The sequence below is a fragment of the Microterricola viridarii genome (assembly GCF_001542775.1).
GTDB classification, from domain to species: Bacteria; Actinomycetota; Actinomycetes; order Actinomycetales; family Microbacteriaceae; genus Microterricola; species Microterricola viridarii_A.
The window spans coordinates 2,036,088-2,059,037 of record NZ_CP014145.1; the positions used below are offsets into that span (position 1 = coordinate 2,036,088).

25 protein-coding genes and 3 pseudogenes are annotated in these 22,950 nt (G+C 68.6%); 16 read left to right on the top strand and 12 right to left on the bottom strand.

What is annotated here, in order from left to right; genetic code table 11:
• Nucleotides 1-2: 2 nt before the first annotated feature.
• Complete coding sequence (locus AWU67_RS09395) at nucleotides 3-362, bottom strand: zinc ribbon domain-containing protein YjdM (RefSeq protein ID WP_067228200.1); 360 nt, start codon at nucleotides 360-362, stop codon at nucleotides 3-5.
• 65 nt (nucleotides 363-427) lie between these two features.
• Between AWU67_RS09395 and AWU67_RS09400 the strand changes: the two genes are divergently transcribed.
• The 3 genes from AWU67_RS09400 to AWU67_RS09410 all read left to right on the top strand — a co-directional run bounded on the left by AWU67_RS09400 (nucleotide 428) and on the right by AWU67_RS09410 (nucleotide 1,981).
• A complete protein-coding gene (locus AWU67_RS09400) occupies nucleotides 428-886 on the top strand; it encodes a DUF4180 domain-containing protein (protein ID WP_082716890.1) in 459 nt (152 codons plus the stop codon).
• A gap of 104 nt (nucleotides 887-990) precedes the next feature.
• Nucleotides 991-1,236, top strand: coding sequence for a PLD nuclease N-terminal domain-containing protein (locus AWU67_RS09405; protein WP_234407209.1), 246 nt, complete (start codon nucleotides 991-993; stop codon nucleotides 1,234-1,236).
• A gap of 43 nt (nucleotides 1,237-1,279) precedes the next feature.
• A complete protein-coding gene (locus AWU67_RS09410) occupies nucleotides 1,280-1,981 on the top strand; it encodes an alpha/beta fold hydrolase (RefSeq protein ID WP_067228203.1) in 702 nt (233 codons plus the stop codon).
• Nucleotides 1,982-2,154: 173 nt separating this feature from the next.
• On the opposite strand, the gene AWU67_RS09415 is transcribed toward AWU67_RS09410, so the two are convergent.
• The 4 genes from AWU67_RS09415 to AWU67_RS09430 all read right to left on the bottom strand — a co-directional run bounded on the left by AWU67_RS09415 (nucleotide 2,155) and on the right by AWU67_RS09430 (nucleotide 5,922).
• Entirely contained in the window at nucleotides 2,155-3,603 is a 1,449-nt protein-coding gene (locus tag AWU67_RS09415; protein WP_129586679.1) for a hypothetical protein, read from the bottom strand.
• Nucleotides 3,604-3,672: 69 nt separating this feature from the next.
• Entirely contained in the window at nucleotides 3,673-4,269 is a 597-nt protein-coding gene (locus tag AWU67_RS09420; protein ID WP_234407210.1) for an RNA polymerase sigma factor, read from the bottom strand.
• A 108-nt stretch (nucleotides 4,270-4,377) separates the two neighbouring features.
• Nucleotides 4,378-5,343 carry a Ppx/GppA phosphatase family protein gene (locus AWU67_RS09425; RefSeq protein WP_067228207.1) on the bottom strand — a complete coding sequence of 322 codons (966 nt, stop codon included), beginning with the start codon at nucleotides 5,341-5,343 and terminating at the stop codon, nucleotides 4,378-4,380.
• 84 nt (nucleotides 5,344-5,427) lie between these two features.
• Nucleotides 5,428-5,922 carry a hypothetical protein gene (locus tag AWU67_RS09430; RefSeq protein ID WP_129586680.1) on the bottom strand — a complete coding sequence of 165 codons (495 nt, stop codon included), beginning with the start codon at nucleotides 5,920-5,922 and terminating at the stop codon, nucleotides 5,428-5,430.
• Nucleotides 5,923-6,340: 418 nt separating this feature from the next.
• On the opposite strand from AWU67_RS09430, the gene AWU67_RS09435 reads away from it, so the two are divergent.
• Nucleotides 6,341-6,640 (top strand): hypothetical protein, encoded by a 300-nt coding sequence (locus tag AWU67_RS09435; RefSeq protein ID WP_067228213.1) that lies wholly within the window; start codon nucleotides 6,341-6,343, stop codon nucleotides 6,638-6,640.
• A gap of 79 nt (nucleotides 6,641-6,719) precedes the next feature.
• Here the strand turns inward: AWU67_RS09435 and AWU67_RS09440 are convergent, their stop codons facing one another.
• A complete protein-coding gene (locus AWU67_RS09440) occupies nucleotides 6,720-7,394 on the bottom strand; it encodes an SDR family NAD(P)-dependent oxidoreductase (RefSeq protein WP_067228215.1) in 675 nt (224 codons plus the stop codon).
• Between the two features lie 129 nt (nucleotides 7,395-7,523).
• On the opposite strand from AWU67_RS09440, the gene AWU67_RS09445 reads away from it, so the two are divergent.
• Entirely contained in the window at nucleotides 7,524-8,108 is a 585-nt protein-coding gene (locus AWU67_RS09445; RefSeq protein ID WP_067228218.1) for a DapH/DapD/GlmU-related protein, read from the top strand.
• A 61-nt stretch (nucleotides 8,109-8,169) separates the two neighbouring features.
• On the opposite strand, the gene AWU67_RS09450 is transcribed toward AWU67_RS09445, so the two are convergent.
• Nucleotides 8,170-8,574, bottom strand: a complete 405-nt coding sequence (locus AWU67_RS09450; protein ID WP_067228221.1) for a VOC family protein — start codon at nucleotides 8,572-8,574, stop codon at nucleotides 8,170-8,172.
• A gap of 170 nt (nucleotides 8,575-8,744) precedes the next feature.
• Nucleotides 8,745-9,818: a redox-regulated ATPase YchF gene (gene ychF, locus AWU67_RS09455; RefSeq protein WP_067228223.1), complete on the bottom strand. Its 1,074-nt coding sequence runs from the start codon at nucleotides 9,816-9,818 to the stop codon at nucleotides 8,745-8,747.
• A gap of 72 nt (nucleotides 9,819-9,890) precedes the next feature.
• On the opposite strand from ychF, the gene AWU67_RS09460 reads away from it, so the two are divergent.
• Together AWU67_RS09460 and AWU67_RS09465 are read left to right on the top strand one after the other, a co-directional pair.
• Nucleotides 9,891-10,508, top strand: coding sequence for an exonuclease domain-containing protein (locus tag AWU67_RS09460; protein ID WP_067228226.1), 618 nt, complete (start codon nucleotides 9,891-9,893; stop codon nucleotides 10,506-10,508).
• Nucleotides 10,509-10,963: 455 nt separating this feature from the next.
• Nucleotides 10,964-11,967: pseudogene (locus AWU67_RS09465) on the top strand (DNA recombination protein RmuC).
• A 424-nt stretch (nucleotides 11,968-12,391) separates the two neighbouring features.
• Here the strand turns inward: AWU67_RS09465 and glpX are convergent.
• Nucleotides 12,392-13,384, bottom strand: a complete 993-nt coding sequence (gene glpX / locus AWU67_RS09470; protein ID WP_067228229.1) for a class II fructose-bisphosphatase — start codon at nucleotides 13,382-13,384, stop codon at nucleotides 12,392-12,394.
• A gap of 285 nt (nucleotides 13,385-13,669) precedes the next feature.
• Between glpX and fbaA the strand changes: the two genes are divergently transcribed.
• From fbaA to AWU67_RS09485, 3 genes are all read left to right on the top strand, one after another.
• A complete protein-coding gene (fbaA, locus tag AWU67_RS09475; RefSeq protein ID WP_067228232.1) occupies nucleotides 13,670-14,692 on the top strand; it encodes a class II fructose-bisphosphate aldolase in 1,023 nt (340 codons plus the stop codon).
• Between the two features lie 32 nt (nucleotides 14,693-14,724).
• The gene (locus tag AWU67_RS09480) at nucleotides 14,725-15,333 is read left to right on the top strand and encodes a DUF6264 family protein (RefSeq protein ID WP_067228234.1); all 609 of its coding nucleotides are present in this window, start codon (nucleotides 14,725-14,727) and stop codon (nucleotides 15,331-15,333) included.
• A gap of 86 nt (nucleotides 15,334-15,419) precedes the next feature.
• Nucleotides 15,420-15,800 (top strand): YciI family protein, encoded by a 381-nt coding sequence (locus AWU67_RS09485; RefSeq protein ID WP_082716891.1) that lies wholly within the window; start codon nucleotides 15,420-15,422, stop codon nucleotides 15,798-15,800.
• A 33-nt stretch (nucleotides 15,801-15,833) separates the two neighbouring features.
• Here the strand turns inward: AWU67_RS09485 and AWU67_RS09490 are convergent, their stop codons facing one another.
• Nucleotides 15,834-16,904: a 4-hydroxy-3-methylbut-2-enyl diphosphate reductase gene (locus tag AWU67_RS09490; RefSeq protein ID WP_067228237.1), complete on the bottom strand. Its 1,071-nt coding sequence runs from the start codon at nucleotides 16,902-16,904 to the stop codon at nucleotides 15,834-15,836.
• A 122-nt stretch (nucleotides 16,905-17,026) separates the two neighbouring features.
• Between AWU67_RS09490 and xseA the strand changes: the two genes are divergently transcribed.
• The 6 genes and pseudogenes from xseA (at nucleotide 17,027) to AWU67_RS17760 (ending at nucleotide 21,344) form a co-directional block, all read left to right on the top strand.
• Nucleotides 17,027-18,247 carry an exodeoxyribonuclease VII large subunit gene (gene xseA / locus AWU67_RS09495; RefSeq protein ID WP_234407211.1) on the top strand — a complete coding sequence of 407 codons (1,221 nt, stop codon included), beginning with the start codon at nucleotides 17,027-17,029 and terminating at the stop codon, nucleotides 18,245-18,247.
• A 42-nt stretch (nucleotides 18,248-18,289) separates the two neighbouring features.
• On the top strand, nucleotides 18,290-18,532 hold the full coding sequence (locus tag AWU67_RS09500) for an exodeoxyribonuclease VII small subunit (RefSeq protein ID WP_067228242.1): 243 nt from the start codon (nucleotides 18,290-18,292) through the stop codon (nucleotides 18,530-18,532).
• Nucleotides 18,529-19,212, top strand: coding sequence for a DUF4245 family protein (locus AWU67_RS09505; protein ID WP_067228244.1), 684 nt, complete (start codon nucleotides 18,529-18,531; stop codon nucleotides 19,210-19,212). Before AWU67_RS09500 ends, AWU67_RS09505 begins: the two co-directional genes overlap by 4 nt.
• Nucleotides 19,209-19,865, top strand: coding sequence for a carbonic anhydrase (locus AWU67_RS09510; protein ID WP_067228247.1), 657 nt, complete (start codon nucleotides 19,209-19,211; stop codon nucleotides 19,863-19,865). Before AWU67_RS09505 ends, AWU67_RS09510 begins: the two co-directional genes overlap by 4 nt.
• Before the next feature lie 121 nt (nucleotides 19,866-19,986).
• Nucleotides 19,987-20,903: pseudogene (locus tag AWU67_RS09515) on the top strand (lyase family protein); the annotation flags it as partial.
• Nucleotides 20,904-21,146: 243 nt separating this feature from the next.
• Nucleotides 21,147-21,344, top strand: a complete 198-nt coding sequence (locus AWU67_RS17760) for a hypothetical protein (RefSeq protein ID WP_234407427.1) — start codon at nucleotides 21,147-21,149, stop codon at nucleotides 21,342-21,344.
• A 60-nt stretch (nucleotides 21,345-21,404) separates the two neighbouring features.
• Here AWU67_RS17760 and AWU67_RS09520 read toward each other — a convergent pair whose 3' ends face one another.
• Nucleotides 21,405-22,565, bottom strand: a complete 1,161-nt coding sequence (locus tag AWU67_RS09520; RefSeq protein WP_067228249.1) for a hypothetical protein — start codon at nucleotides 22,563-22,565, stop codon at nucleotides 21,405-21,407.
• A gap of 175 nt (nucleotides 22,566-22,740) precedes the next feature.
• Nucleotides 22,741-22,920 (bottom strand): annotated as a pseudogene (locus AWU67_RS17765) (helix-turn-helix transcriptional regulator); the annotation flags it as partial.
• Nucleotides 22,921-22,950 lie beyond the last annotated feature (30 nt).

The following is a 22,950-nucleotide window of genomic DNA, read 5'->3' on the forward strand; positions in this document are numbered from 1 at the left end:
GGCTAGACCTTCTTGACGACGCTGGACTTGAGCTGGGTCGGGCCGACGCCGTCGACCTTGCAGTCGATGTCGTGGTCGCCGACACCCTGCAGCAGACGGATGCCGCGCACCTTGGTGCCGACCTTGATGACCGTCGAGCTGCCTTTGACCTTGAGGTCCTTGATCACCGTGACGGTGTCACCGTCGGCGAGTACGTTGCCCACGGCGTCCTTGATCACGGGCTCGGATGCCGCGGCATCCGCCCCCTCGCCGTCTGCCGCCGCGGCCCACTCGTGGCCGCACATCGGGCAGACCAGCAGCGCGCCCATCTCGTAGGCGTGTTCGCTGGAGCATTCGGGGCAGAGCGGCAGGGAGTCAGTCACCCCTCCAGCGTAACTGGGCGCGTAACACTGGCCGTTCTCGGCGGATCTCGCCTAGCGTTTTCACCATGAGCAGCGACGAACAGCATGACGCACCGACCCCTCAGATCACCGAGAGCGGCGGAAAGCGCGTGCTGCACGTCGACCCGGTCGGCGCGCCCATCGTCGGCCCGGAGGACACCTCAGACCTCGTCGGCAACGCCTGGATCGAGAATGTGGAACTGATCGCACTGCCGGTCTCCCGGCTCGACCCGGAGTTCTTCCGGCTGGCATCCGGGCAGGCCGGGGCTCTCCTGCAGAAGGTCGTGAACTACCAGCTCCGCCTGGCCGTCATCGGCGACATCAGCACGCATCTGGCCGCCAGCGGGGCGCTGCGTGACTTCGTCTGGGAGTCCAACCGCGGCGAGCACATCTGGTTCTTCGCGGAGGTGGCGGAGTTGGAGCGGAAGCTTGAGGAACGGCAGGCGGTGCTCGATGCTGCGCTGGCTGCCCAGCACCGGGCCGCGACCGCGGGCCCCCTGGCATAGCGGGGCTGCCGCGGGGAAGACGCTGAGAGATCCAGTGCGATCCGGTTCGGATCGAGGGAACTCCTGCGAGACTATGACCACTCCAGAGGATCACGAGGTGGATCATGAAGAAGGACATGCAGAAGCAGATGCAGAAGCAGCGCTGGGCGGACATGAGCACTGGCCGGCGCGCCGGAGCCATCATTGCCGGGGCTGTGCAGATCGCGCTGGCGGTCACCGCATGGGTTGACCTGGCCAAACGCCCGGCCGAGCGGGTCAACGGGCCCAAGGGGCTCTGGGCCGGCATCATCGCAATCAACTTCATCGGCCCGATTTCCTACTTCGTGGGCGGGCGCCGCTCCTCCGACTGAGTTCTCGACTGCGGATGTCGGAGGGCCCCGGTATTCTGCCGCCATGGATATCGTTCTAGTTCCCGGTTTCTGGTTGGACGCGAGCTCGTGGGATGCGGTGACACCGCCGCTGGTCGCGGCCGGACACCGCGTGCATCCGCTCACCCTGCCCGGGTTGGAGTCGGTCGATGCCTCACGTTCCGGCATCGGCCTGCGCGAGCACATCGACGCGGTCGTCGCCGTGGTCGACAGCCTCGAAGGCCCGGTCGTGCTGGTCGGTCATTCGGGCGGCGGCGCCATCATCTACGGCGTGACGGATGCCCGACCCAACCGCATCGCGCGCGCGATCTATGTCGATTCCGGGCCGCTCGGCGAGGGCGAGTCGATCAACGACGAGCTGCCGGCCGACGGTGACGACGTGCCGCTGCCCGCGTGGGAGTTGTTCGAGGACGCAGACCTCATTGACCTGGACGAGGGTCTCCGTGCCGCGTTCCGGGCCCGGGCGATCCCGGAGCCACGCGGCGTCGCGCAAGACGCCATGCAACTGCACGACGAGCGCCGCTTGGCGGTGCCGACGACGATCATCGCCTGTGAGTTCACTGCCGCCCAGGTCACCGAGTGGCTGGCCGCCGGCGCGCCCTTCTTGGCCGAGCTGGCCCGGGTGGGCGACGCCGAGTACGTCGACCTGCCGACCGGGCACTGGCCGCAGTTCACGAAGCCGGCCGAGCTGGCGGCCGCGATCCTCGCAGCGGTCGACCGGGGCTAGCGGTCCCGGCCAGCGCCTTCCTCGACCCGAGTGCGCCGTTAGCGCAGCACTCGCGTTGCCCCGCACGAAAAGTGCACTCTCGCCGCACCTGGGCAGATACCCGGTGCGGCGAGAGTGCAGAGGCCGCGGGCCCGCTGTCCCCCGACGAGCGGCCCGCGACGTGTTGCCGCGAGCTAGTTGCCCGCGAAGTCCAGCATCGAGTCGTCGACGGCGATGACCGACCAGGTTCCGCCGTCTGCATCCGTGAACTCATAGGCAGGAACGACGAGCACGCTGCCGTCGGGCTGCCACTGGCTCGTCAGGCCCAGTCGGGCGCTGACGATCTTCACGTCGGTCACCGGCCACGCAACTGCGGCGCCTGCCGACGGCGTCGCCGGCGGCTCGGTCGGCGCCACCCACTCTCCGGTATCGGTGACCGTCTGCTCGCGCATGGCAATCGGCATTGCTGTCATCTGCGCGCCGAAGCGCGGGTCAGAGAGCCGCTTGAAGGCATCCTGTTCGCTGACAATGGCGTACTCACCGAGGGGCACGAGCGTGGCCAGTGACCCGGAGACGCTGAAGACTCCGGCATCCATCATCTCGAGGTACCAGGCTTGGCCGACGCGTTGGCCGTCGACGACGGGCCACGCTTGCGCGGTGCGGGTGTAAATGGAGCCCTCCCAGGTGTCGGAAGTGAACTCGAATGCATCGGCGTCAAGCCCGGCAGCCGTGACGATGCCGCGCAGCGCGTCGATCGCAGCCTGCTCGCTGGGCAGGCTCGTGGGCATCGGGCACATGCCGTCGGCGGCGGGCTCCGCGCACTGCCAGGGGCTGATCGCGGGGTTGTTGAAGTTGAAGCTGAGGGTGCCGTCGAGGCTGACGTAGACGGTCGGCGCGGTGCCGTCCTGCGGCCCCACCAACCACGCGCCGTCCTTGAGCTCGGGGGTTCCCTCGACGCCGAGGGCCGCCGCGAGCGCCGCCACTCGCTCCGGGGTGGATGCCGAGCGGGCGTCGTAGCCGAAGCCGGCGGCACTGCCGGTCTTCGTGGACAGCCCGGAAGAGCTGAAGTTGTTGCGGCTGAATCCCCACGGCATCGACATCCTGTCGCCCGCGGAGCCCATATTCATCGGCTCGGGCGTGGGCAGGCCGCTGATACCGCTCGCCATGCCTTCGCCCTGGGGCGACATGGCACCCGCGCCCGTGCCGGACTGCAGGGAGATGGGCGGGGCCGCGCCGCCACCGGGAGCCAGCGGGCCACCAGCCATGAGGTTGCCCCCGGTGGCCGACCCCAGGCCGAACGCGGCGCCGCCGACGATCGCGATCGAGGCCGCAACTGCGGCAATCGGCAGCCAGCGCGGGCGGCGACGCGCCCGCTCTGCCGTCAAGTCGTGCACCGGGGCGGGCTCGGGGGCCGCCGTGGAGTCTGCCGACGCACCGAGGGTGCGGGCGAGCACGTCGTCGACGAAGCCGGCGCTGGGCTCGAGGCCCGCCGCGGGATCTGCGGCGCGCAGTCGGGCTTCAGCGTCGAACGAGTTCTCGGCACCGTTCGCGGCACCGGTAGCGCCGCCAGCAGCGTTCTCACCAGCAGCATTCTCGCCAGCGATGTCGTTGTCTTTGTCGTTGTCGTTCGAGTTGGCATTCATGTCGTTCACCCTCCGTGAGTGCGGTTCACTTGGAGATATGTGGCCAAAGGCCCAAACCTTGCATGTGGCTTAGAACGAGAGCCGTTCTTGCCAGGCGTCGCGCAGCCTCTTGCGGGCGCGGGAGAGGGCGGCATCCGCCCCGGAGCGCGAGATGCCCAGCACCTCGGCGAGTTCCACGCCGTCCAGGCCCTCCCACGCGTTCAGCAGCAGGATGTGCCGGTCACGCTCACCGACGCTGGCGAGTGCGCCGCGCAGTTCCGCGTCGAACAGCAGGCTCAGCTCCGGGTCGTCGCTGACACGCGTGTGACGCGACTCCGGCACCTCGTCGACCGGCAGGTCGACCAGTTTGCGGCGGTGGTTGGCGAGCGTGAAACCTGCCGTGCGGTACAGCCAGGGCAGCACGGCATACGTCGGCACGTCGTCGCGGCGGCGCCACGCGGTCACGAAGACTTCGGCGGCGAGGTCCTCGGCGTCTTGCCGGGGTGCGCGACGGGCGAAATAACGCACGAGAGCCGTGGAGTGCTCACGCACCACCGCGGTGAACCACTCCCCCTCGTCGCGGGCGGCGCGCTCAGGCGCCGCGGGCTGGATGGCTTCCTCGGTGCGCTCCGGCATCGCGTCCCCCTCGCTCACATCGGCCACGGCTGTTTCGTTGTCGATCGTCACGTGTGGAATATGTCGCGACCTCGCCGATTCTTGCAGCGGATTCGGAAATCCTTCGACAGCGGGCGCCACGTTGTGTCGGCAGACCTGTTTTCAGCCTGCTCGGCACGCTCAGCCGAGCGAGAGTGCGACGCCATCGAGGATGTCGTGTTCGCTCGTCGTGACGAACTCGAGTGGGTGCCCGGCGGCGGCCGTCGCCTGCGCGATCCGCTGCAGGACGGTCGACCAGATGACCGCCCCGGCCACGATCACGTCGACCCGGCCCGGGTGCATGAACCCCAGAGCGGCCCGCTCGGCACGCGGCATCCGGGCGAGCGAGTCGCAGGCGTCGAGCACGACGGCCAGCGGCAGCTTGCTGCCGTTGATCGCGTCTGGCTGGTAGGAGTCCAGGCCCAGCGCGTGCGCGGTGATCGTCGTCACCGTGCCGGCCACGCCGACGACCTCGGTCGCGAGCGACACATCGACGGTGGCGGACGCGGCGTCCAGTGCGGCATTCACGTCTGCGCGCAGTGCGGCCAGTGCGGCGTCGTCTTGCGCGACGTCACCGTCCACCCCAGCGCCCAGATGCCGCTCGGTCATGCGCACGCAGCCGATGTCCATAGAGATCGCGGCCTCGGGCGCATCGCGCCCGAGCACCAGCTCGGTCGAGCCGCCGCCGAGGTCGATGACGAGGTGGCGCGCGGCGGGATCGTGCTGCGCGGCCACCGCGGTGAGCGCGCCGCGGAAGGACAGCGCGGCCTCCTCGGTGCCGGCGATCACCTCGGCCGGAACGCCGAGGATCTGCTGCACGGCGTCGGTGAACTCGGCGCGGTTGGCGGCGTCACGGGTGGCGGATGTCGCGACGAAACGGATCCGCTCGACCCGGTGCTCGCGGCAGAGCTCGGCGTAGCGGCGGGTGGCGTCCAGAGTGCGGGCGAGCGCGTCATCCGCGAACCGCCCGGTCTTGTCGACGCCCTGCCCCAGCCGCACCACCTCGAGCGTGCGCACCACGTCGCTGAGGCCGCCGCGCCCGTCAAGGTCGGCGATGAGCAGGCGGATCGAGTTGGTTCCGCAGTCGATGGCGGCTACACGGGTCACGGGTCACACTTTCGGTCGGGCGAACAGGCCCCTTCGAGGCTAGCCTGCGGATGCGCTCGCGCGAACACCCGGCGCCCGCACCCGTTACGAGCAATACTCGCTCGGCGGCGTGGGGGTGTCGCGCACGAAGATGCCTCGAACGGTGTCGTCGTACAGGCTGAAGACGATCCACACCCGAGCATCGCCTGGCACCGCGTAGAACAGGGTCGGGTCCTCTCCCCCGCCGTATTCACCGGATTTCGCGATGTCGGGGTAGGCGGCCAGCAACTCGGCCAGCGATGAACCGATGCGAATGCCCTCTGCCGTGTGCGGAGAGCTGTTGCTCACATCCATTGAGCTGTCCCACCCCGAGAGAGACATGCCGGTGACGGTGGAGAAGTCGTCGGAGAGGTGCGCCACCAGCGTCAGCGCTCCGTCGTGTTTGAACCGTGCGGCGGGGCACCACTCGGGCAGTTCGTCCTCGACGAATGCCGCCATGGCTGGCCGCACCTCGGCGATCGGCCCGCCCTGTGCGACCGGCCCGATCCCATCAAAACCGATCAGCCACGAGCTCGGATCCTCGAGATCGATCGCGGGCACTGCCGGCTGCTCGGGCTCCACCGGGGGTGGAGTTTCGTCCTGACTGGGAGCAGGGGTGGCGGGTGCCGTCGGCGTCTGTGGATCCGTCGTCGGATCCGGCCGAGCCCCCGGCCCGGGAGTGCACCCGCTGAGCAGAGCGATGACGATGCCGACACCAACCGCGGTCGCACACAGCGACTTCATCCCCCGGAAAGTACTCACGAGCTCCAACCTAAGAGACGGGATGCCGCGAGCGCGAGACGCAAGGGCGACGAGGCCATCTGACGGAACGAATCGTTATGTCTGCGCACGCCCGGTCGGCGGTGCGGGCCAAACGAGGAGCGCCTCGGCACGCACCTGCCGGGGTCGCTGAGCCGGGAGATACCCTTGAAGGGGATCGACCGCTTGCGCGGCATCCGTCAAACAATTGGGGGAACTCATGACAGACAGCTCAACCACGTCGACCGGCCACGCGGGGCGCGGGCTCGGCATCACGGCCTTCATCCTCTCCATCTTCCTGAACATTGTCGGCGTCATCCTGGGCATCATCGCCTTGATGATCTCGCGCCGGGCCGGCGTGAAGAACGGCTGGGCGGTGGCGGCCATCGTCGTCGGCGCCGTCATCTTTGTGGTGCTGGGCGCGGCAACCCTGGTCGGCCTCACCGCCATCAACACGCAGTGCGGCGATCTGGGCCCCGGCGTGCACCAGTGGAACGGCCTGACGCTGACCTGCCCCTAGCCCGCCGGTGGGCTAGTGCTCGATCTCGATCGCGGCCGGTCGCCGCGGCATCCGGGACCGCGGCAAAGAGGACGGAGCGCTACTCCCGGCCATCCTCGAGCGGGATGAGCATGGTGCGGAAGGGACCCGGCGTGGAGTGCAGCTCCCAGATGCGCGAGGCGATGTCGTCGACGCCGCCCGGCAGCTGAAGTTTGGGAATGCCTCCTGGGATCACGAGCTGGCGGACGCGGATGCCCTCGTCCTCGAGCGCCTCGTGAAGCATCTCGCCATAGGCGCTCTCGGCCGGGAACGCAACCGACGTTCCGGCGAACCCGGCGCGTGCCTTCACCGAGGTGCCACCGTTGATGAGGATGACGCTGCCCTCGCCCTTCTCGCGCATTGCCGGCAGCACTGCGCGCACCGCGTGGATGAGGCCGAGCGCTGAGAACTGCAGCGCTTCCAGCGCCAGCTCGGGAGTCAGATCGAGTACCGGCTTCAGGTACTCGCGAGACGGGAGCGGGCTGTACTGCAGCGTGAGAATCGGGCCCAACTCGACGGCGGCACGCGCGAGCGCGGCCTCAAGTGCCGCTGGCTCCCGCACGTCCGCGGCGTAGCCACGGGCGCTCACGCCATCCGCTTCGAGCTCGGCGGCCAAGGCGTCAAGCTTCGACTGGTCCCTGGAGATCAGGGCAACCGAGAAGCCCACGCGTCCGAACGTGCGGGCGACCGCTGCGCCGAGTCCCGGTCCAGCTCCGATGATTGCGATGACGGGCATTGTGAGTTCCTTCGGCGATGACGGCGGCTTGGGTTCCCGAAAGCCTACCGGGGCGCGGCCAGGTGGGCGGCGCGGCTCAGCGGTCCAGATCCGGCCCTGGTCCCGGCAACCGCGCGATACCGTGAATACATGGCCGAAATCGAAGGACTCGACGAATTGCTGACAGCGCTGAACGCCGGAGTGACGATTCCCGGTGGTTCGCCACACCACGCGGCCATGCACGCCGCGAGTCAGGAGTCGTTGCGCATCACCGCCGAGCTCAACGGGCGCTACCACTCCCCGGATGGCGTCAGGGCGCTGATGAGCGAGCTGATCGGGCACGAGGTCCCCGAGTCGTTCACTCTCTTCCCGCCGTTCAGCGCCGACTTCGGCAAGAACATCCGTTTCGGTGCGGATGTGTTCGTCAACAGCGGCTGCCGATTCCAGGATCAGGGCGGCATCGACATCGGCGAGGGATCCCTCATCGGCCACAACGCCGTCATCACGACGTTGAACCACGACATGGCGCCGAGCCGTCGGGCCGACATGCACCCGGCGCGAGTGGTGATCGGCCGGGGCGTGTGGTTCGGGGCCAACGTGACGGTACTGCCGGGCGTGACGATCGGCGATGGAGCCGTGGTCGGCGCGGGAGCCGTTGTCACGAAGGATGTGGCCCCGCTGGCCGTGGTCGTTGGCGTGCCAGCGAAGCAGGTGGGCACGGTGTCGGACGACTGATCGGCGCTTCAGACGTGCCCCTTCGTCGGCTCGAACCGCCGAAGCCGGACCGCCGGGAGGGTCAGGCGGTCTCGCGCGGCGGGTTGTGCATGAACTCAATCCGGATGCCGTTGTCGTCCTCGACGAAGGAGGCGTAGTACCGGTCCGTGAACCGGGGGTACTCCTTCGGGTCGCGCACAACCGTCCAGCCGGTGTCGGTCGCGATCCGATGCAGGCGGTCCACCTCCGCGCGCGAGCCGACGGCAAAAGCCAGGTGCTGCCACCCGACTCGCCCGTGACGGTGCGGCCCAGTACCCGGATCTCGAGCCGGCAGCAGGATGAGCTCCGGCTCTCCGTCCAGGTTCCAGGAGACCGACCCGTTGGCGTCGTACCGGGCGAATCCGAGCGCCGTCAGCACAGGGTCGAACTGGGTGACCGCGCGCGGCACGTCGTCGACCGTGATGCCGAGATGATCAAAAATGGGCATGAGCAGACGCTACCGGATGCATCCGCCGCGGCCCTCGATAAGTCCCGCGGCCCCCGATAAATCCGGTGCCGCGGGACTTTTCGGGGGCCGCGAGCGCGAAGCGAGCGTGCGAACACCGGAACGGCCCCACCTGCCGAAGCAGACGGGGCCGTGCCAGAAGCGAAAATGAACTAGACGTTGAAGCGGAACTCCACGACGTCGCCGTCCTGCATGACGTATTCCTTGCCCTCCATGCGGGCCTTGCCCTTGGAACGAGCCTCGGCGACCGAGCCGGTCTCGACGAGGTCCTCAAAGGAGATGACCTCGGCCTTGATGAAGCCGCGCTCGAAGTCGGTGTGGATGACGCCGGCAGCCTGCGGGGCCTTGGCACCCTTGGGGATGGTCCAGGCGCGGGTCTCTTTCGGACCAGCGGTGAGGTAGGTCTGCAGGCCGAGGGTGTCGAAGCCGATGCGGGCGAGCTGGTTGAGGCCGGACTCGGTCTGACCGGTCGAGGCGAGCATCTCGGCGGCATCCTCGTCGTCCAGGTCGATCAGCTCGGACTCGAGCTTGGCGTCCAGGAAGATGGCCTTGGCCGGGGCGACGAGGGCGGCCAGCTCGGCGAGCTTGGCGTCATCCTGCAGCACAGCCTCGTCAACGTTGAAGACGTAGATGAAGGGCTTGGCCGTCAGCAGGCCAAGCTCCTTGATGGGCTCGAGGTCGACGGATGCCGCAGACAGCGGGGTTCCGGCGTTCAGCACGTCGCGGGCCTCGTTGGCGGCCACGAGCACCTCCGGGCCGAGCTTCTTGCCCTTGATCTCCTTCTCGAAGCGCGGGATCGCCTTCTCGAGGGTCTCCAGGTCGGCGAGGATCAGCTCGGTGTTGATGGTCTCCATGTCGCCGGCCGGGTTGACCTTGCCGTCGACGTGCACCACGTCGGAGTCGGCGAAGCCGCGCACGACCTGCGCGATGGCGTCGGCCTCGCGGATGTTGGCGAGGAACTTGTTGCCTAGGCCCTCACCCTCGCTGGCGCCGCGCACGATGCCGGCGATGTCGACGAACGACACCGCAGCCGGCAGGATGCGCTCGCTGCCGAAGATCTCGGCGAGTTTCTCCAGCCGGGCATCGGGCAGGTTGACGACACCGATGTTGGGCTCGATCGTGGCGAACGGGTAGTTCGCCGCGAGAACCTGGTTCTTCGTCAGAGCGTTGAAAAGGGTTGACTTGCCGACGTTGGGCAGACCAACGATTCCAATAGTAAGAGCCACGGTGGGACAGTCTACCTTTCCCGTGCGCCTCCTTCGAAGCCTGCTGTCACCGACGCGTGAGAGCATGGAATCGTGCCCCTAGATTTCACCGCGATCGACTTCGAAACCGCCAACTCCTCCTCCGCCTCGGCCTGCTCAGTCGGGCTGGTCAAGGTGCGCGATGGCCGTGTCGTTGACGAGGCGAACTGGTTCATCAAGCCGGCGCCCCCGCACGACGAATTCATGATGTGGAACACGAAGATCCACGGCATTGTGGCGGCGGATGTCGCCGGCGCCGCCGACTGGGCCGGGCAGCTGCCCGACCTCCTCGACTTCGTCGACGGCGACCACCTGGTTGCGCACAATGCGAGCTTCGACCTCGGCGTGATCAAAGCGGCCACGATCGCCAGCGGGCTGGTCGTGCCCGACCTGCGCTACGTCTGCAGTCTGCAGGTGGCGCGGCGCACCTACCACCTGGATTCCTACCGGCTCCCGGTCGCGGCGATGGCGGCCGGCTTCGAGGACTTCCGGCACCACGACGCCCTCGCCGACGCGGAGGCCTGCGCGGCCATCATCGTTCACGCGGCCGCCCGGCACGAGGCCGAAGATCTGGAGCGCCTTGCGCACATCACCCGCGTGAAGGTCGGCGTGATCGGGCCGGTCGCCACGGCCGATCACGCCAGCTCGCACGGGCCGATGGCCCTGCAGTAGCTGGCGTTTAGCGGCGGGCTCCCCGGTTGCGCGGTGTCGCAGCGAGCCGTGTCGGTGGCAGCTGATTCACTTGCAAGATGGAACCTCTCTTGATGCTCGTGCTCGGCCTCCTGCTCGGAGCCGCCGTCGGCGTGATCGCCACCTGGATCTATGCCCGCCGGGGCTCCGCGGGTGCCGCTGCCGGGCTGTCGCCCGAGGTGCTGGCCGCGCGGCACGCGCTGGAGCTCTCTGAGGTGCGCGCCGCCGCGGCATCCGCCCACGCCGGGCTGCAGGCCGAACTCGCCGCAGCCGATGCCACCGTCGACGGCCTGCTCACCCAGATCGAGGCGCAGAAGCTGCAGTTCGGCGAGCTGACCGAGCGGCACCGCGCCGACCGCATCGAGCAGGCCGAGCGGGAGCGCCGCGAGAGCGCCGTGCTGCAGGCGCTCGGCCCGGTGCGCGAGACGCTCAGCACCATGCAGACCACCGTCACCGAGCTCGAGAAGCAGCGCAGCGAGCAGTTCGGCTCCCTCGCCGAGCAGCTCAAGCAGGCGCAGCTCTCCGACGAGCAGCTGCGCGGGGCGACCGAGTCGCTGGCCAGCGCGCTGCGCTCCAACAGCACCCGTGGCGTGTGGGGCGAGACGCAGTTGCGCCGCGTCGTGGAGGCGGCGGGTCTGGCCCAGTACGTCGACTTCGACGTGCAGCAGACGATCACGACGGATGCCGGAATCGGCCGCCCCGACATGGTGATCCGGCTGCCCGGCGGCAAGTCCATCGCCGTCGACGCGAAGGTGCCGCTGGAGCACTACCTGGAGGCGAGCCAGATCTCCGTCACCGCGACCGGCGAGGAGGGGGCGCGCCGCAAGGCGCTCGTCGACCGGCACGTCAAGGCGGTGCGCGGGCACATCGATGCCCTCGCCAAGAAGACGTATTGGGAGGGGCTCGACGCCAGCCCGGAGTTCGTGGTCGCGTTCATCCCGAGCGAGTCGCTGCTCTCCTCCGCGCTTGAGGCCGACCCGGCGATCCTTGAGTACTCCTTCAGCAAGCGGGTCGCCCTCGCCTCCCCGTCAACCTGTGGGCAGTGCTGAAGACCGTCGCCTACACCTGGCAGGAGCAGGCGCTGACGGATGACGCGAAGAAACTGTTCGAGCTGGGTAAGGCGCTCTACGCGCGCCTTGGAACGCTGAGCACGCACGCCGATGGGCTCCGCAAGGCGATCGAGCGCACCGTGGACAGTTACAACAAGTTCGCGAACTCGCTCGAGACCCGCGTGCTCGTCACGGCGCGGCAGTTCCCCGGCATCGACGAGACGAAACTCGACCTGCTGATCGCGCCCGCCCCGATCCACGAGGTGCCGCGCAAGCTGACCGCCGTCGAGCTGGAGCTGCCCGATGCCGCCGAGGCTGCGCCGGAGCTGGAGCTGCCCGCTGCCGCCGAGGCCGCGCTGCTGGACCCCGCCGGGGCACGCTCCGCTGATTGAGGCACTCTCCGCTGATTGAGGCACTCTCCGCTGATTGAGCCTGTCGAAATCCCCCACGCCTGCGCTGGGGTTTCGACAAGCTCAACCAGCGAACCGAAGCCCAACCAGCGAACCAAACCCGACGAGCGGGACCAGATTCGAACGCCCTGAGCCGGCACCTCTCGCAGCCGTTGCGCGATAGAAAGCGCGCTTTGCGGCAGTCAAGATCTACCGCAAAACGCGGTTTCCACCGCTCACCGTCTCTGGGCGCCCGAACCCAGCCTGGGGTTTCGACAAGCTCAACCGGCGGGAGCCGCCGCTCCCCCGTTGGCTTGAGGGAGCGCCAGCGACCGAAGCCAACCGCCGCGCAACCAGGGTTTCGACAGGCTCAACCGGCGGAACGTGCGACACGCTCAACCGGCGGGAGTTCCGGCGGCGGCTGTGCCTACTCGAGCCACTTCGAGACGAGGTGGTCGGCCGTGATGCGGCGGATCGTGCCCGACTTGCTGCGCAGGATGATGCTCTCGGTGCGGATGTGGCTGCGGCCGATCTTGCGCGGCCCGGCCAACAGCCCGCCGTCGGTGACGCCGGTGGCGACGAAGAAGGTGTTGCCGCCGCTGACCAGGTCATCGGCCTCGTAGACCCGGTCGCAGTCAAGGCCGGCGGCCTCGCCGCGGGCGCGCTCCGCGTCATCCTTCGGCGCCATGCGGGTCTGCATGAAGCCGCCGATGGCCTTGATCGCGCAGGCGGTGGTGATGCCCTCCGGGCTGCCGCCGATGCCAACGCACATGTCGATCCGCGAGTCGTAGCGGGCCGCGTTGATGCCGCCGGCGACGTCGCCGTCGCTCATCAGGCGGGTGCCGGCGCCCGAGGCTCGGATCTCGGCGATGAGCTGCTCGTGCCGGGGCCGGTCCAAAACGGCGATGCGCATATCGCCGACGTCCATGTTCTTGGCTTTGGCCAGGGCGTGGATGTTGTCGGCGATGGGGCGGCGGATGTCGATGATGCCGTGCCCCTCAGGGCCCGTGACGATCTTGTCCATGTAGAAGACGCTGGAGGCGTCGAGCATGGTGCCGCGGTCGGAGACGGCGATGACCGAGATCGCGTTCTGCCGGCCGGCCGCGGTCAGGCTCGTTCCGTCGATGGGGTCGACCGCGATGTCGCAGGCGGGCCCACGGCCGTTGCCGACGCGCTCGCCGTTGAAAAGCATCGGCGCGGCATCTTTCTCGCCCTCGCCGATGACGACAAGCCCGTCGAAGCTGACGGTGCCGAGGAATGCGCGCATTGCATCGACGGCCGCGCCGTCGGCGCCGAGCTTGTCGCCGCGGCCGATCCAGGGCACGGCACGGATCGCGGCCGCTTCCGTGGCCCGCACAAGCTCCATCGCGAAGTTGCGGTCGGGGTGAAGGTACAGGCTGGCCGGTTCGGTGCTCGTCATGGTGGGTCCTCCCGGACGCGATGGTGAGTGGCTTCGGATGCTGCTCTGCACCCGAGCGCTCACCAGCGAGTTGGGGAGCCGCCTCTGTCAGGCTAATTCACCGTCACTTGCCTGTCACAAGAACGGGTCCTTCAAAAAGCGAAAGAATCGCGATCTTTAACAGAACAGTCAATTTCGGGGCGAACCTTCGTGCAGCAGGCGCCAGGCGCCGGCGCACGAATGTGCAGCCCACCCGCTGCTGGATAGACTTTGCTTACACTCACAGATCAACGCCAAGGAGCTTCCATGCCCATCGCAACCCCCGAGCAGTACGCCGCAATGCTGGACAAGGCCAAGGACAAGGGATTCGCCTACCCGGCCTTCAACGTGTCGTCCTCGCAGACGATCAACGCCGTGCTCCAGGGGCTCACCGAGGCTGGCTCCGACGGCATCATCCAGGTCACCACGGGCGGCGCCGACTACTTCGCCGGCCACACCGTGAAGAACCGCGCCGCTGGCGCACTGGCCATGGCCAAGTTCGTGCACGCCGTTGCCGACAACTACCCCATCACGGTTGCGCTGCACACCGACCACTGCCCGAAGAACGCCCTCGACGACTTCGTGATGCCGCTGATCGCCGCATCCGAGGAAGAGGTCAAGGCCGGCCGCAACCCCATCTTCCAGTCCCACATGTGGGACGGCTCCGCTGTGCCGCTGACCGAGAACCTCGAGATCGCGAAGCAGATCCTCCCCCGCCTCAAGGCGATCAACGCCATCCTCGAGGTCGAGATCGGCGTCGTCGGCGGCGAGGAAGACGGTGTCAGCCACGACATCAACGACAGCCTGTACACGACGCTCGACGACGCGATCGCCACGGTCGAGGCCCTCGGCCTCGGCGAGAACGGCCGCTACATGTCGGCACTCACCTTCGGCAACGTGCACGGCGTCTACAAGCCGGGCAACGTTCAGCTGCGCCCCGCACTGCTGAAGGAGATCCAGGACGGCATCCAGGCCAAGTACGGCACCGGCAAGCTGCCCCTCGACCTCGTCTTCCACGGCGGCTCCGGCTCGACCGACGAAGAGATCGCCGAGGCCGTGGCCAACGGTGTCATCAAGATGAACATCGACACCGACACGCAGTACGCCTACACCCGCGCGATCGCCGACTACATGCTGAAGAACTACGACGGCGTGCTCAAGGTCGACGGCGAAGTGGGCAACAAGAAGCTCTACGACCCGCGTGCATGGGGCAAGGTCGCCGAGTCGGCCATGGCCGCCCGCGTGCTCGAGTCGACCAAGCAGCTCGGCTCCTTCGGCCACTCGAACTAGTTCCCCAGCAACGCGAACTAGTCTCTATAGGTATGAGCGAAAACGAGGCCGCAGCCACTCCCGACACGTCCAGGGGTGGTGAGCGGCCTCGTCCGCGCTACGGCGAGCTCGCGCCCGAGGGGTGGAGCTGGCAGCCGCCCGCCCCGCCGGAGCAGGCCGAAGCCGAGCCGACGCCGGCAGCGCCCGCCGTGCCGGTGGCACCGCGGAATCCGGTCCCGCCCGCTCCGCCTGCCCCGCTCGGCAGCCCCGCTTTCGGCGCGCCTGGCCAGGCAGCGCCCTCTCTGCGCGCCGACCGCCGCCTCACCATCACCCTGCTGGTGGTCGGCCTGTTCGGCCTCTGGGTGGCTATCAGCACACTCAACTCGATTCCAGAGGCGATGCAGATCCTGCACAGCCAGCAGGGCCTCGCCGACTACGTCGCGAGCGAAGCCGACATGCGCAGCATCCTGATCGGGAACGTGCTGCAGGGCATCCTCTGGGTGGCGACGGCTGCCTGGGCCGTGCTCCGGATGCAGCACGGCAAGCGATCCTTCTGGGTGCCGCTGATCGGCGGCGCCGCATCGGTCATCCTGCTCTTCGCCGTGGTCTCAATGGTGGCTGCGAACGACCCGCTGCTGATGCAGCTGGGCGGCGGCAACTAGCAGTTCCCTGCACCCGGATCGGCGGATCCGGCGCTGGCGTGCGCGCACGGGCGGTGGCAGAATCGTGGGCACGGGAGGCACTACTCATGCGATTCACACTGCTGATGTACTACGCCGAACAGGGCGACACCGGGATGAGCGAAGAAGAGATGGCGCCCTGGCGCGACGCCTTCAATCGCTACGCGCGAGAACTCGACGACGCCGGGGTGTTGGTCGCGGCCGAAGTGCTGCAGGCCTCGACCGAGTCGGCGACGCTCACTCTGCGCGACAACAACCGGGTCAACCTGGTCGGCCCGTTCCTCGACACCCCCGAGAAACTCGGGGGCTTCTTCGTGATCGAAGCGCACGACCCAGCCGCCGCGCTGGAATGGGCGGAGAAGTGCCCGGCTGCCCAGTGGGGCACGCTGGAGATCCGGCCGACCGCCGTCAGCTGGTCGCACGACGACGGCTGGCACGCACCGAATTGATGCGTGCCGGGCCTCACTAGCGCCTGCTGGCGACTACTTGGTGTTGCAGTCGGAATCCGCTGCCGTGCTGGCAGCGGTGGTGCGGCCGCCGAGCGCGCGCGGGTCCTGCTTGCCGGAGATGCCCTTGCGCAGCTCCTTCGGCAGGCTGAAGATGAGGTCTTCCTCGGCCGTCTTCACTTCCTGCACGGCGCCGTAACCGGCATCCGCGAGGTCGCGCAGCAGTTCCTGCACCAGTTCCTCCGGCACGGAGGCGCCACTCGTGACGCCCACCGTGGCGACGCCGTCGAGCCACTCCTGCTTGACCTCGCTGGCGTAGTCGACCCGGTAGGCGGCCTTGGCGCCGTACTCCAGTGCGACCTCGACGAGGCGCACGCTGTTGGAGCTGTTGGCGGAGCCGACAACGATGACGAGCTCCGCGTCGCGGGCCACCTTCTTGATGGCGACCTGGCGGTTCTGGGTGGCGTAGCAAATGTCGTCGCTGGGCGGGTCCTGCAGCTTGGGGAACTTCTCGCGCAGGCGGCGTACCGTCTCCATGGTCTCGTCGACGCTCAGCGTGGTCTGCGAGAGCCAGACAACCTTGTCCGGATCCTTCACCTCGATGTTGTCGACGTCGTCCGGGCTGTTCACGATGGTCACGTGGTCGGGTGCCTCACCGGCGGTGCCCTCGACCTCCTCATGCCCTTCGTGGCCGATCAGCAAGATCTCGTAGTCGTCGCGGGCGAAGCGCACGGCCTCGCGGTGCACCTTGGTGACCAGCGGGCAGGTGGCGTCGATGGCCTGCAGGCCGCGGTCGGCTGCGGCGTTGACGACGGCCGGCGAGACGCCGTGCGCGCTGAAAACGAGGTGCGAGCCCTCCGGTACTTCGTCGACCTCTTCGACGAAGATGGCGCCGAGCGCTTCCAACTCGGTCACGACGTGGATGTTGTGCACGATCTGCTTGCGCACGTAGATCGGGGCGCCGTAGTGCTCCAGCGCCTTCTCCACGGCGATCACGGCACGGTCCACGCCGGCGCAGTATCCGCGCGGTGCTGCCAGCAGCACCTTCTTCTCGCCGGAGACAGGATTGTTTTTAAGGTGCCCACGGCGACTGGGGATGCGGGGCATTCCGAGGCCGATAACGGTGGCGTCCGACAGATTCGTCACCCCCCAAGTCTAGGCTGGGAGTCTGAGAGGATGCGGCCCACCCCGGTGCCGCGTCGGCCGGCGACATTCTGGAGGATCACCGCGTGAGCGACGCAACACCCACCCTCGAGGCGCCGTGGCCGGTCGCCGTGCTCTCCCAGAAGATCCGGGGCTACATCGAACGGCTCGGTACCGCCTGGGTCGAGGGCGAGATCACCCAGTGGGGTGTCTCCGGCGGAAACGTCTACGGCAAGCTGAAGGACCTCGGCGAGGATGCAACGGTCAGCTTCACCGTCTGGTCGTCGGTGCGCGCCAAGCTCGACGGCGACTTCAAGCAAGGCGACCGCGTGATCGCCCTCGTCAAGCCGAACTACTGGGTCAAGGGTGGCACGCTCACCATGCAGGTGTTCGAGCTGCGCCACGTCGGCCTCGGCGACCTGCTCGAACGGCTGGAGCGGCTGCGCAAGCAGCTGGCCTCCGAGGGGCTGTTCGACCCGGCGCGCAAGAAGCCGCTGCCGTTCCTGCCGCACTGCATCGGCCTGATCACCGGCAAGGACTCGGATGCCGAGAAAGACGTCATCCGCAATGCCCAGCTGCGTTGGCCGGCCGTGAACTTCCGTGTGGTGCACGCCGCGGTGCAGGGCGACCGCACCGTCGGCGAGGTGTCTGCGGCGATCGAACGGCTGGACGCCGACCCCGAGGTCGACGTGATCATCATCGCCCGCGGCGGCGGCGACTTCCAGAACCTGCTCGGATTCAGTGACGAGCGCGTGGTGCGCGCGGCAGCCGCAGCCAGCACCCCCATCGTCAGCGCGATCGGGCACGAGGCCGACCGGCCGCTGCTGGACGAGGTGGCCGACCTGCGCGCCTCCACCCCGACCGATGCCGCCAAGCGAGTGGTGCCGGATGTCGCCGAGGAGCTCTCCCGGGTGCAGCAGGCCCGGGCCCGCATCGGCCTGCGCATGACCGGCATGCTCGCCAGCGAGGCCGACCGGCTCTCGCAGCTGCGCAGTCGGCCGGTGCTGGCGGACTCCAGCTGGATCATCGAGTCCCGTGGCCAGGACCTCACCCGTTACGTCGCCCGCGGCGTCGAGCTGGTCGAGCGCCGCATCGAGCGGGCAGGCACCCAGACCGCTGAGCTGCGTGCGCAGCTGCGCGCCCTCTCGCCGCAGGCTACCCTCGACCGCGGCTACGCCATCGCTCAGCTGCCGGACGGCACCGCGCTGCGCGCGGCCGCCCAGGCCCCGGCCGGCACCGAGCTGCGCATCACCGTCGCCGACGGCAGCATCACAGCCAGCTCGACCGGCGCCGCCGCCGGGCGCTGACCGCCGAATCACGCTGTCGGCCAAGCCGCATAGAATCGAGGCATGCCCATGAACGACGACCGCGATGAACTGAGCCTCGCAGACTTGAGCTACGAGCAGGCCCGCGACGAACTGATTCGGGTGGTGAGCGAGCTCGAGCAGGGCGCATCCACGCTGGAGCAGTCCCTCGCCCTCTGGGAGCGCGGTGAGGCGCTGGCCCGCCGCTGCGAGGAGTGGCTGATCGGGGCCAAGGAGCGCCTGGACGCTGCGAGGGCCGGGGCCGAAGCCGCGGCATCCGCCGAATGAGCACCCCGACGGTGAACGCGCCCCAGAACAACAAAGCGAAGGCCTCGCGGGTCGTTGCCGAGCTCGGCCGCCCAGAGACCGCGGAAGAGACCGCGGCGCGCAAGGCAGAGAACTCGCGCAAGCACCGTGCCAAGCAGACCATCAACAACTTGGTGCTCTCGCTGCTCGCCACGCTGGCCGTCGTCGTCGTGATCGTGCTGATCGTGCCGCGCAGCGACAAGCCCATCGACCGCGCCGTCGACTGGTCGGCAGCCGCCGCCCAGTGGCAGCCCACCGTCGACGTGACCCTGATGAACCCGACCCTCTCACCCGACTGGGTCGCGAACTCGGCACAGTTCAGCACCGACAAGGCCGGCATCGCCAGCTGGTACATCGCACTGCTCAGCCCGGAGAAGCAGTTCGTCGGCATCCACCAGGGCATCGACGCCGACGCCACCTGGTTGGCCGGGCTGCTCGACGGCAATTCCCCGGTGTCCACCGCCGTGATCGACGGCATCACCTGGGACGTCTACTCGAACCCCAAGCCCCTCGACGAGCGCGGCCTCTACCACTACGCCCTCGTCACTGAGGCCGGCCGCAGCACGATCGTGCTGCTCGGCGAGGCTGGCCCCGAGGTCTTCGATTCCGTTGCAACAGATCTGGCCCCCGACGTGCGGGCCGCACAGGAGGATGCTCGATGAGCGCAGGCCACACAACCGCAAAGCCGAGCAGCACCCCCGCCCAGGCCTGGGCGGAGATGCGCGCGGGCAACGAGCGTTTCGTGGCCGGCAAGCCGCTGCACCCGCACCAGGATGTCGACAGCCGCCGCTCGCTGGTGGCGCAGCAGGGCCCGCGCGCCGCGCTCTTCGGCTGCGCCGACTCCCGTCTGGCCGCCGAGATCATCTTCGACGTCGGCCTCGGCGACCTCTTCGTCGTGCGCAACGCCGGCCAGGTGATCGGCTCCTCGATCATCGGCTCGCTCGAGTACGCGGTCGGCGTGCTGCACGTGCCACTCATCGTGGTGCTCGGCCACGACTCCTGCGGCGCCGTTCAGGCCGCCATCGAGTCCAAGCTGCCGGATGCCGCGCCGCTGCCGCACTTCATCGACCGGCTCGTGCAGAAGATCGTCCCGGCCGTTGATCGCGTCACCGGTGGCCGTGAGCTCACCAGCGCCAACCAGGTGGATGCCGGCTTCGTCGGCCGCGAACACCTGCGCGACACCGTGGCCGAGCTGCTGGCGTCATCCGAGATGATCAGCGACGCCGTCGCGGCGGGCACGCTCGCCGTTGTCGGCGCCAACTACCGCCTCCTCGAGGGCCGCGCCGAGACCGACGTCGTCGTCGGCCTCGTCTAGACCTCTTCCACTTATCCCACCGACAGCATCATCGAAGCCAGAGCCTCTGGCTTCACATCACACCGAAAGGGCAACCGTGAGCAACTCAGCTGACGCGGAATTCCGCATCGAACACGACACCATGGGCGAGGTGCGCGTGCCCATCAACGCGCTGTACAGTGCGCAGACGCAGCGTGCCGTTGAGAACTTCCCGATCTCGGGGTCGACGCTGGAGTCGGCTCAGATCGTGGCACTGGCGCGCATCAAGAAGTCGGCCGCGCAGGCCAACGCCCAGCTCGGTCGCCTCGACCAGGGCATCGCCGACGCCATCGCCTCGGCCGCCGACGAGATCATCGGCGGCGCCCACCTTGAGCAGTTCCCGATCGACGTGTACCAGACCGGTTCCGGCACCTCGACGAACATGAACATGAACGAGGTGCTCGCGAGCCTCGCCACCGCGCGCCTCGGCAGCCCGGTGCACCCCAACGACCACGTCAACGCCTCGCAGTCGTCCAACGACGTCTTCCCGACCTCGGTGCACATCGCCGTCACCGGCGCGCTCATCGACGAGCTCGTGCCGGCGCTGGACCACCTCGCCGTCGCCCTCGAGGCGAAGGCCGTGCTCTGGGCGGATGCCGTCAAGGCCGGCCGCACGCACCTGATGGACGCCACCCCTGTCACCCTCGGCCAGGAGTTCGGCGGCTACGCCCGGCAGATGCGCCTCGGCATCGAGCGCGTGCGCTCGGCCCTCCCCGCGTCGCCGAGGTCCCGCTCGGCGGCACCGCGGTCGGAACCGGCATCAACACGCCGCTCGGCTTCCCGCAGCTCGTCCTCGAGCTGCTCACCGCCGAGACCGAGCTGCCGATCACCGAGGCCAAGGACCACTTCGAGGCCCAGGCCAACCGCGACGGCCTCGTCGACGCATCCGGCGCCCTGCGCACCATCGCTGTCAGCCTGACCAAGATCTGCAACGACATCCGCTGGATGGGTTCCGGCCCGAACACCGGATTCGGCGAGCTGCACATTCCCGACCTGCAGCCCGGCTCCTCGATCATGCCCGGCAAGGTCAACCCGGTCATCCCCGAGGCCGTGCTCATGGTCTGCTCGCGCGTGATCGGCAACGACGCGGCCATCGCGTGGGGCGGCGCGTCCGGTTCGTTCGAGCTCAACGTGCAGATCCCCGTGATGGGCACCGCTCTGCTCGAGTCGATCCGTCTGCTCGGCAACGCCGCCCGCGTGCTCGCCGACAAGACCATCGACGGCCTCGAGGCCAACATCGAGCGCGCGGCCGCCCTCGCCGGCATGTCGCCGTCGATCGTCACCCCGCTGAACAAGATCATCGGCTACGAAGAGGCCGCCAAGATCGCCAAGTACTCGGTCAAGCAGGGCGTCACCGTGCGCGAAGCCGTCATCGAGATGGGCTACGTCGAGAAGGGCGCCATCACGCTCGAGCAGCTCGACTCCTCGCTCGACCTGCTGAGCATGACGCGCCCCGGCTAAGCAGCGGCATCCGCAGTACCGAACGCCGCCCCACGCACTCGCGTGGGGCGGCGTTTCTGTTCAGGCGGCGGATGCGGCGGGCACCGGGGCCCGCCGCGGGCCGGGCACCAACGCGAGCATGATGGCCACGACAAAGCTCAGCGCTCCGAGTGCCGAGAGCGCCTGCCCCTGCCAGGAGCGGCCGCCGGCGAAGGGCGGAATCGTGTCGGAGATGCTCATGCCGAGCGAGAAGCCAGACCAGCCCTGAAAGAAGATGATGACGGCTCCGAGCAGCAGCGCGTAGACCGTCAGTCGACGTGGGGTGAGCAACACGTTCAGGGCAGCGGCCAGGCGGCCGCGCAGCAGGCAGAGCGCGAGCAGGGCCAGGACCGCCACGCTCCAGAACACCAGCCAGATCATCACCATCATGATGCCCCAGCTGCGATCCGGCGGACTGAGCAGTGCGTAGATCTCTGACAGTTCGTAGCCGGGCGCCATCGTGAGCGGGCTCAGCACCAGCGTCTCGTAGCTGCCGAACGCGAGGAGGAGGGCGAGGAGCACGAAGGCGACCAGCCCGGCGCGTGCCCGCGTGGCCGCTTTGGTGGAGCCCGGCGCGGTGCGCGTCGGCACCTCGACGTGCGCGAGCCCGCGCGCGAAGCCGATGAGGGCGAGGAAGGCGCCGACGACGGCCAGCACGATCAGCAGGGGAATCGCGGCCGCCAGAACGCCGTTGCGGTACACCCAGTCCGTGCCCGGCAGCATCGTCGCGAGCGCTGCCGGCACGACGACGCCCAGCAGCCCAACCGCGACCAGCGCGGTGCCCACCAGCGCCATGCGGTTCGCGCCACGCGCCGCGGCGATGAGCAGCAGGAAGCCCAGGGTCATCACCGTCAGGCTCAGCCTTCCGGCAGCGGCGACCAGAAGGGCGAGCGGGCTGCCCGGCTCGGAACTCAGTGTTCCCGTCATCCAGAGCGTCACCAACACCACCGGGGAGCTGATCACGAGCGCCAGCCCCCAGCGCACGCGCCGCATCATCAGCTCGGTCACGGCATAGCCGCGCACCTCGGCGGTGCGGCCGAGACGCATCGAGAAGGTGAAGGCACCGGCGACGATCGCCGCGCGCGACAGCCCCAGCTCGTCGGCGTCGCGCACATCGGCGAGCCATTGCTCGCGGTAGCGCTTCCGCATCGAGGCGGGCAAGGTGGCCGCCGCCACACGGATGCCGCGCTCTGCGACGCTCACGCGGTCGCCCGAGTCGGGCGTAGCAGAGGCAGCGCCGGCTGGGCCCGCGCGCGCGAAGACGGCGACGCCGAGGTGGCTGCGCGGGCAACGAAGTCTGCGACCGTGGTGCGCGCGGCATCCGCCCCTCGGCGGTGAGCGCGTAGAAGCGGCGGCGCGGCCCGCTGCGCTCACCATCGACTTCCCACTCCGAGGTGACCCAACCGGAGCGTTCCAGCCGGTCGAGGATCGGATAGACGCTGCCAGGCGGACGCCCGGTCGCCTTGATCACCCGCAGACCCCAGACGGATTCTCCCCCGTCGATCAGGGCAGACAGCACATCGACGGTGGCGGCGGTGACACGGCTCAACGGCTCCATCCGGCAAACTCTAGCTATATCGAGATAGCC

Coding starts and splice junctions, on each gene's coding strand:
- AWU67_RS09450 (WP_067228221.1), bottom strand. CDS start 8,574: ATGCCCATTTTTGATCATCTCGGCATCACGGTCGACGACGTGCCGCGC.
- AWU67_RS09500 (WP_067228242.1), top strand. CDS start 18,290: ATGCCCATGAACGACGACCGCGATGAACTGAGCCTCGCAGACTTGAGC.
- AWU67_RS09440 (WP_067228215.1), bottom strand. CDS start 7,394: ATGCCCGTCATCGCAATCATCGGAGCTGGACCGGGACTCGGCGCAGCG.
- AWU67_RS09415 (WP_129586679.1), bottom strand. CDS start 3,603: ATGAATGCCAACTCGAACGACAACGACAAAGACAACGACATCGCTGGC.
- AWU67_RS09480 (WP_067228234.1), top strand. CDS start 14,725: ATGAGCGAAAACGAGGCCGCAGCCACTCCCGACACGTCCAGGGGTGGT.
- glpX (WP_067228229.1), bottom strand. CDS start 13,384: ATGACGAGCACCGAACCGGCCAGCCTGTACCTTCACCCCGACCGCAAC.
- AWU67_RS09510 (WP_067228247.1), top strand. CDS start 19,209: ATGAGCGCAGGCCACACAACCGCAAAGCCGAGCAGCACCCCCGCCCAG.
- AWU67_RS09445 (WP_067228218.1), top strand. CDS start 7,524: ATGGCCGAAATCGAAGGACTCGACGAATTGCTGACAGCGCTGAACGCC.
- AWU67_RS09405 (WP_234407209.1), top strand. CDS start 991: ATGAAGAAGGACATGCAGAAGCAGATGCAGAAGCAGCGCTGGGCGGAC.
- AWU67_RS09410 (WP_067228203.1), top strand. CDS start 1,280: ATGGATATCGTTCTAGTTCCCGGTTTCTGGTTGGACGCGAGCTCGTGG.
- AWU67_RS09505 (WP_067228244.1), top strand. CDS start 18,529: ATGAGCACCCCGACGGTGAACGCGCCCCAGAACAACAAAGCGAAGGCC.
- fbaA (WP_067228232.1), top strand. CDS start 13,670: ATGCCCATCGCAACCCCCGAGCAGTACGCCGCAATGCTGGACAAGGCC.
- AWU67_RS09435 (WP_067228213.1), top strand. CDS start 6,341: ATGACAGACAGCTCAACCACGTCGACCGGCCACGCGGGGCGCGGGCTC.
- AWU67_RS17760 (WP_234407427.1), top strand. CDS start 21,147: ATGTCGCCGTCGATCGTCACCCCGCTGAACAAGATCATCGGCTACGAA.
- AWU67_RS09490 (WP_067228237.1), bottom strand. CDS start 16,904: ATGCCCCGCATCCCCAGTCGCCGTGGGCACCTTAAAAACAATCCTGTC.
- AWU67_RS09485 (WP_082716891.1), top strand. CDS start 15,420: ATGCGATTCACACTGCTGATGTACTACGCCGAACAGGGCGACACCGGG.
- AWU67_RS09400 (WP_082716890.1), top strand. CDS start 428: ATGAGCAGCGACGAACAGCATGACGCACCGACCCCTCAGATCACCGAG.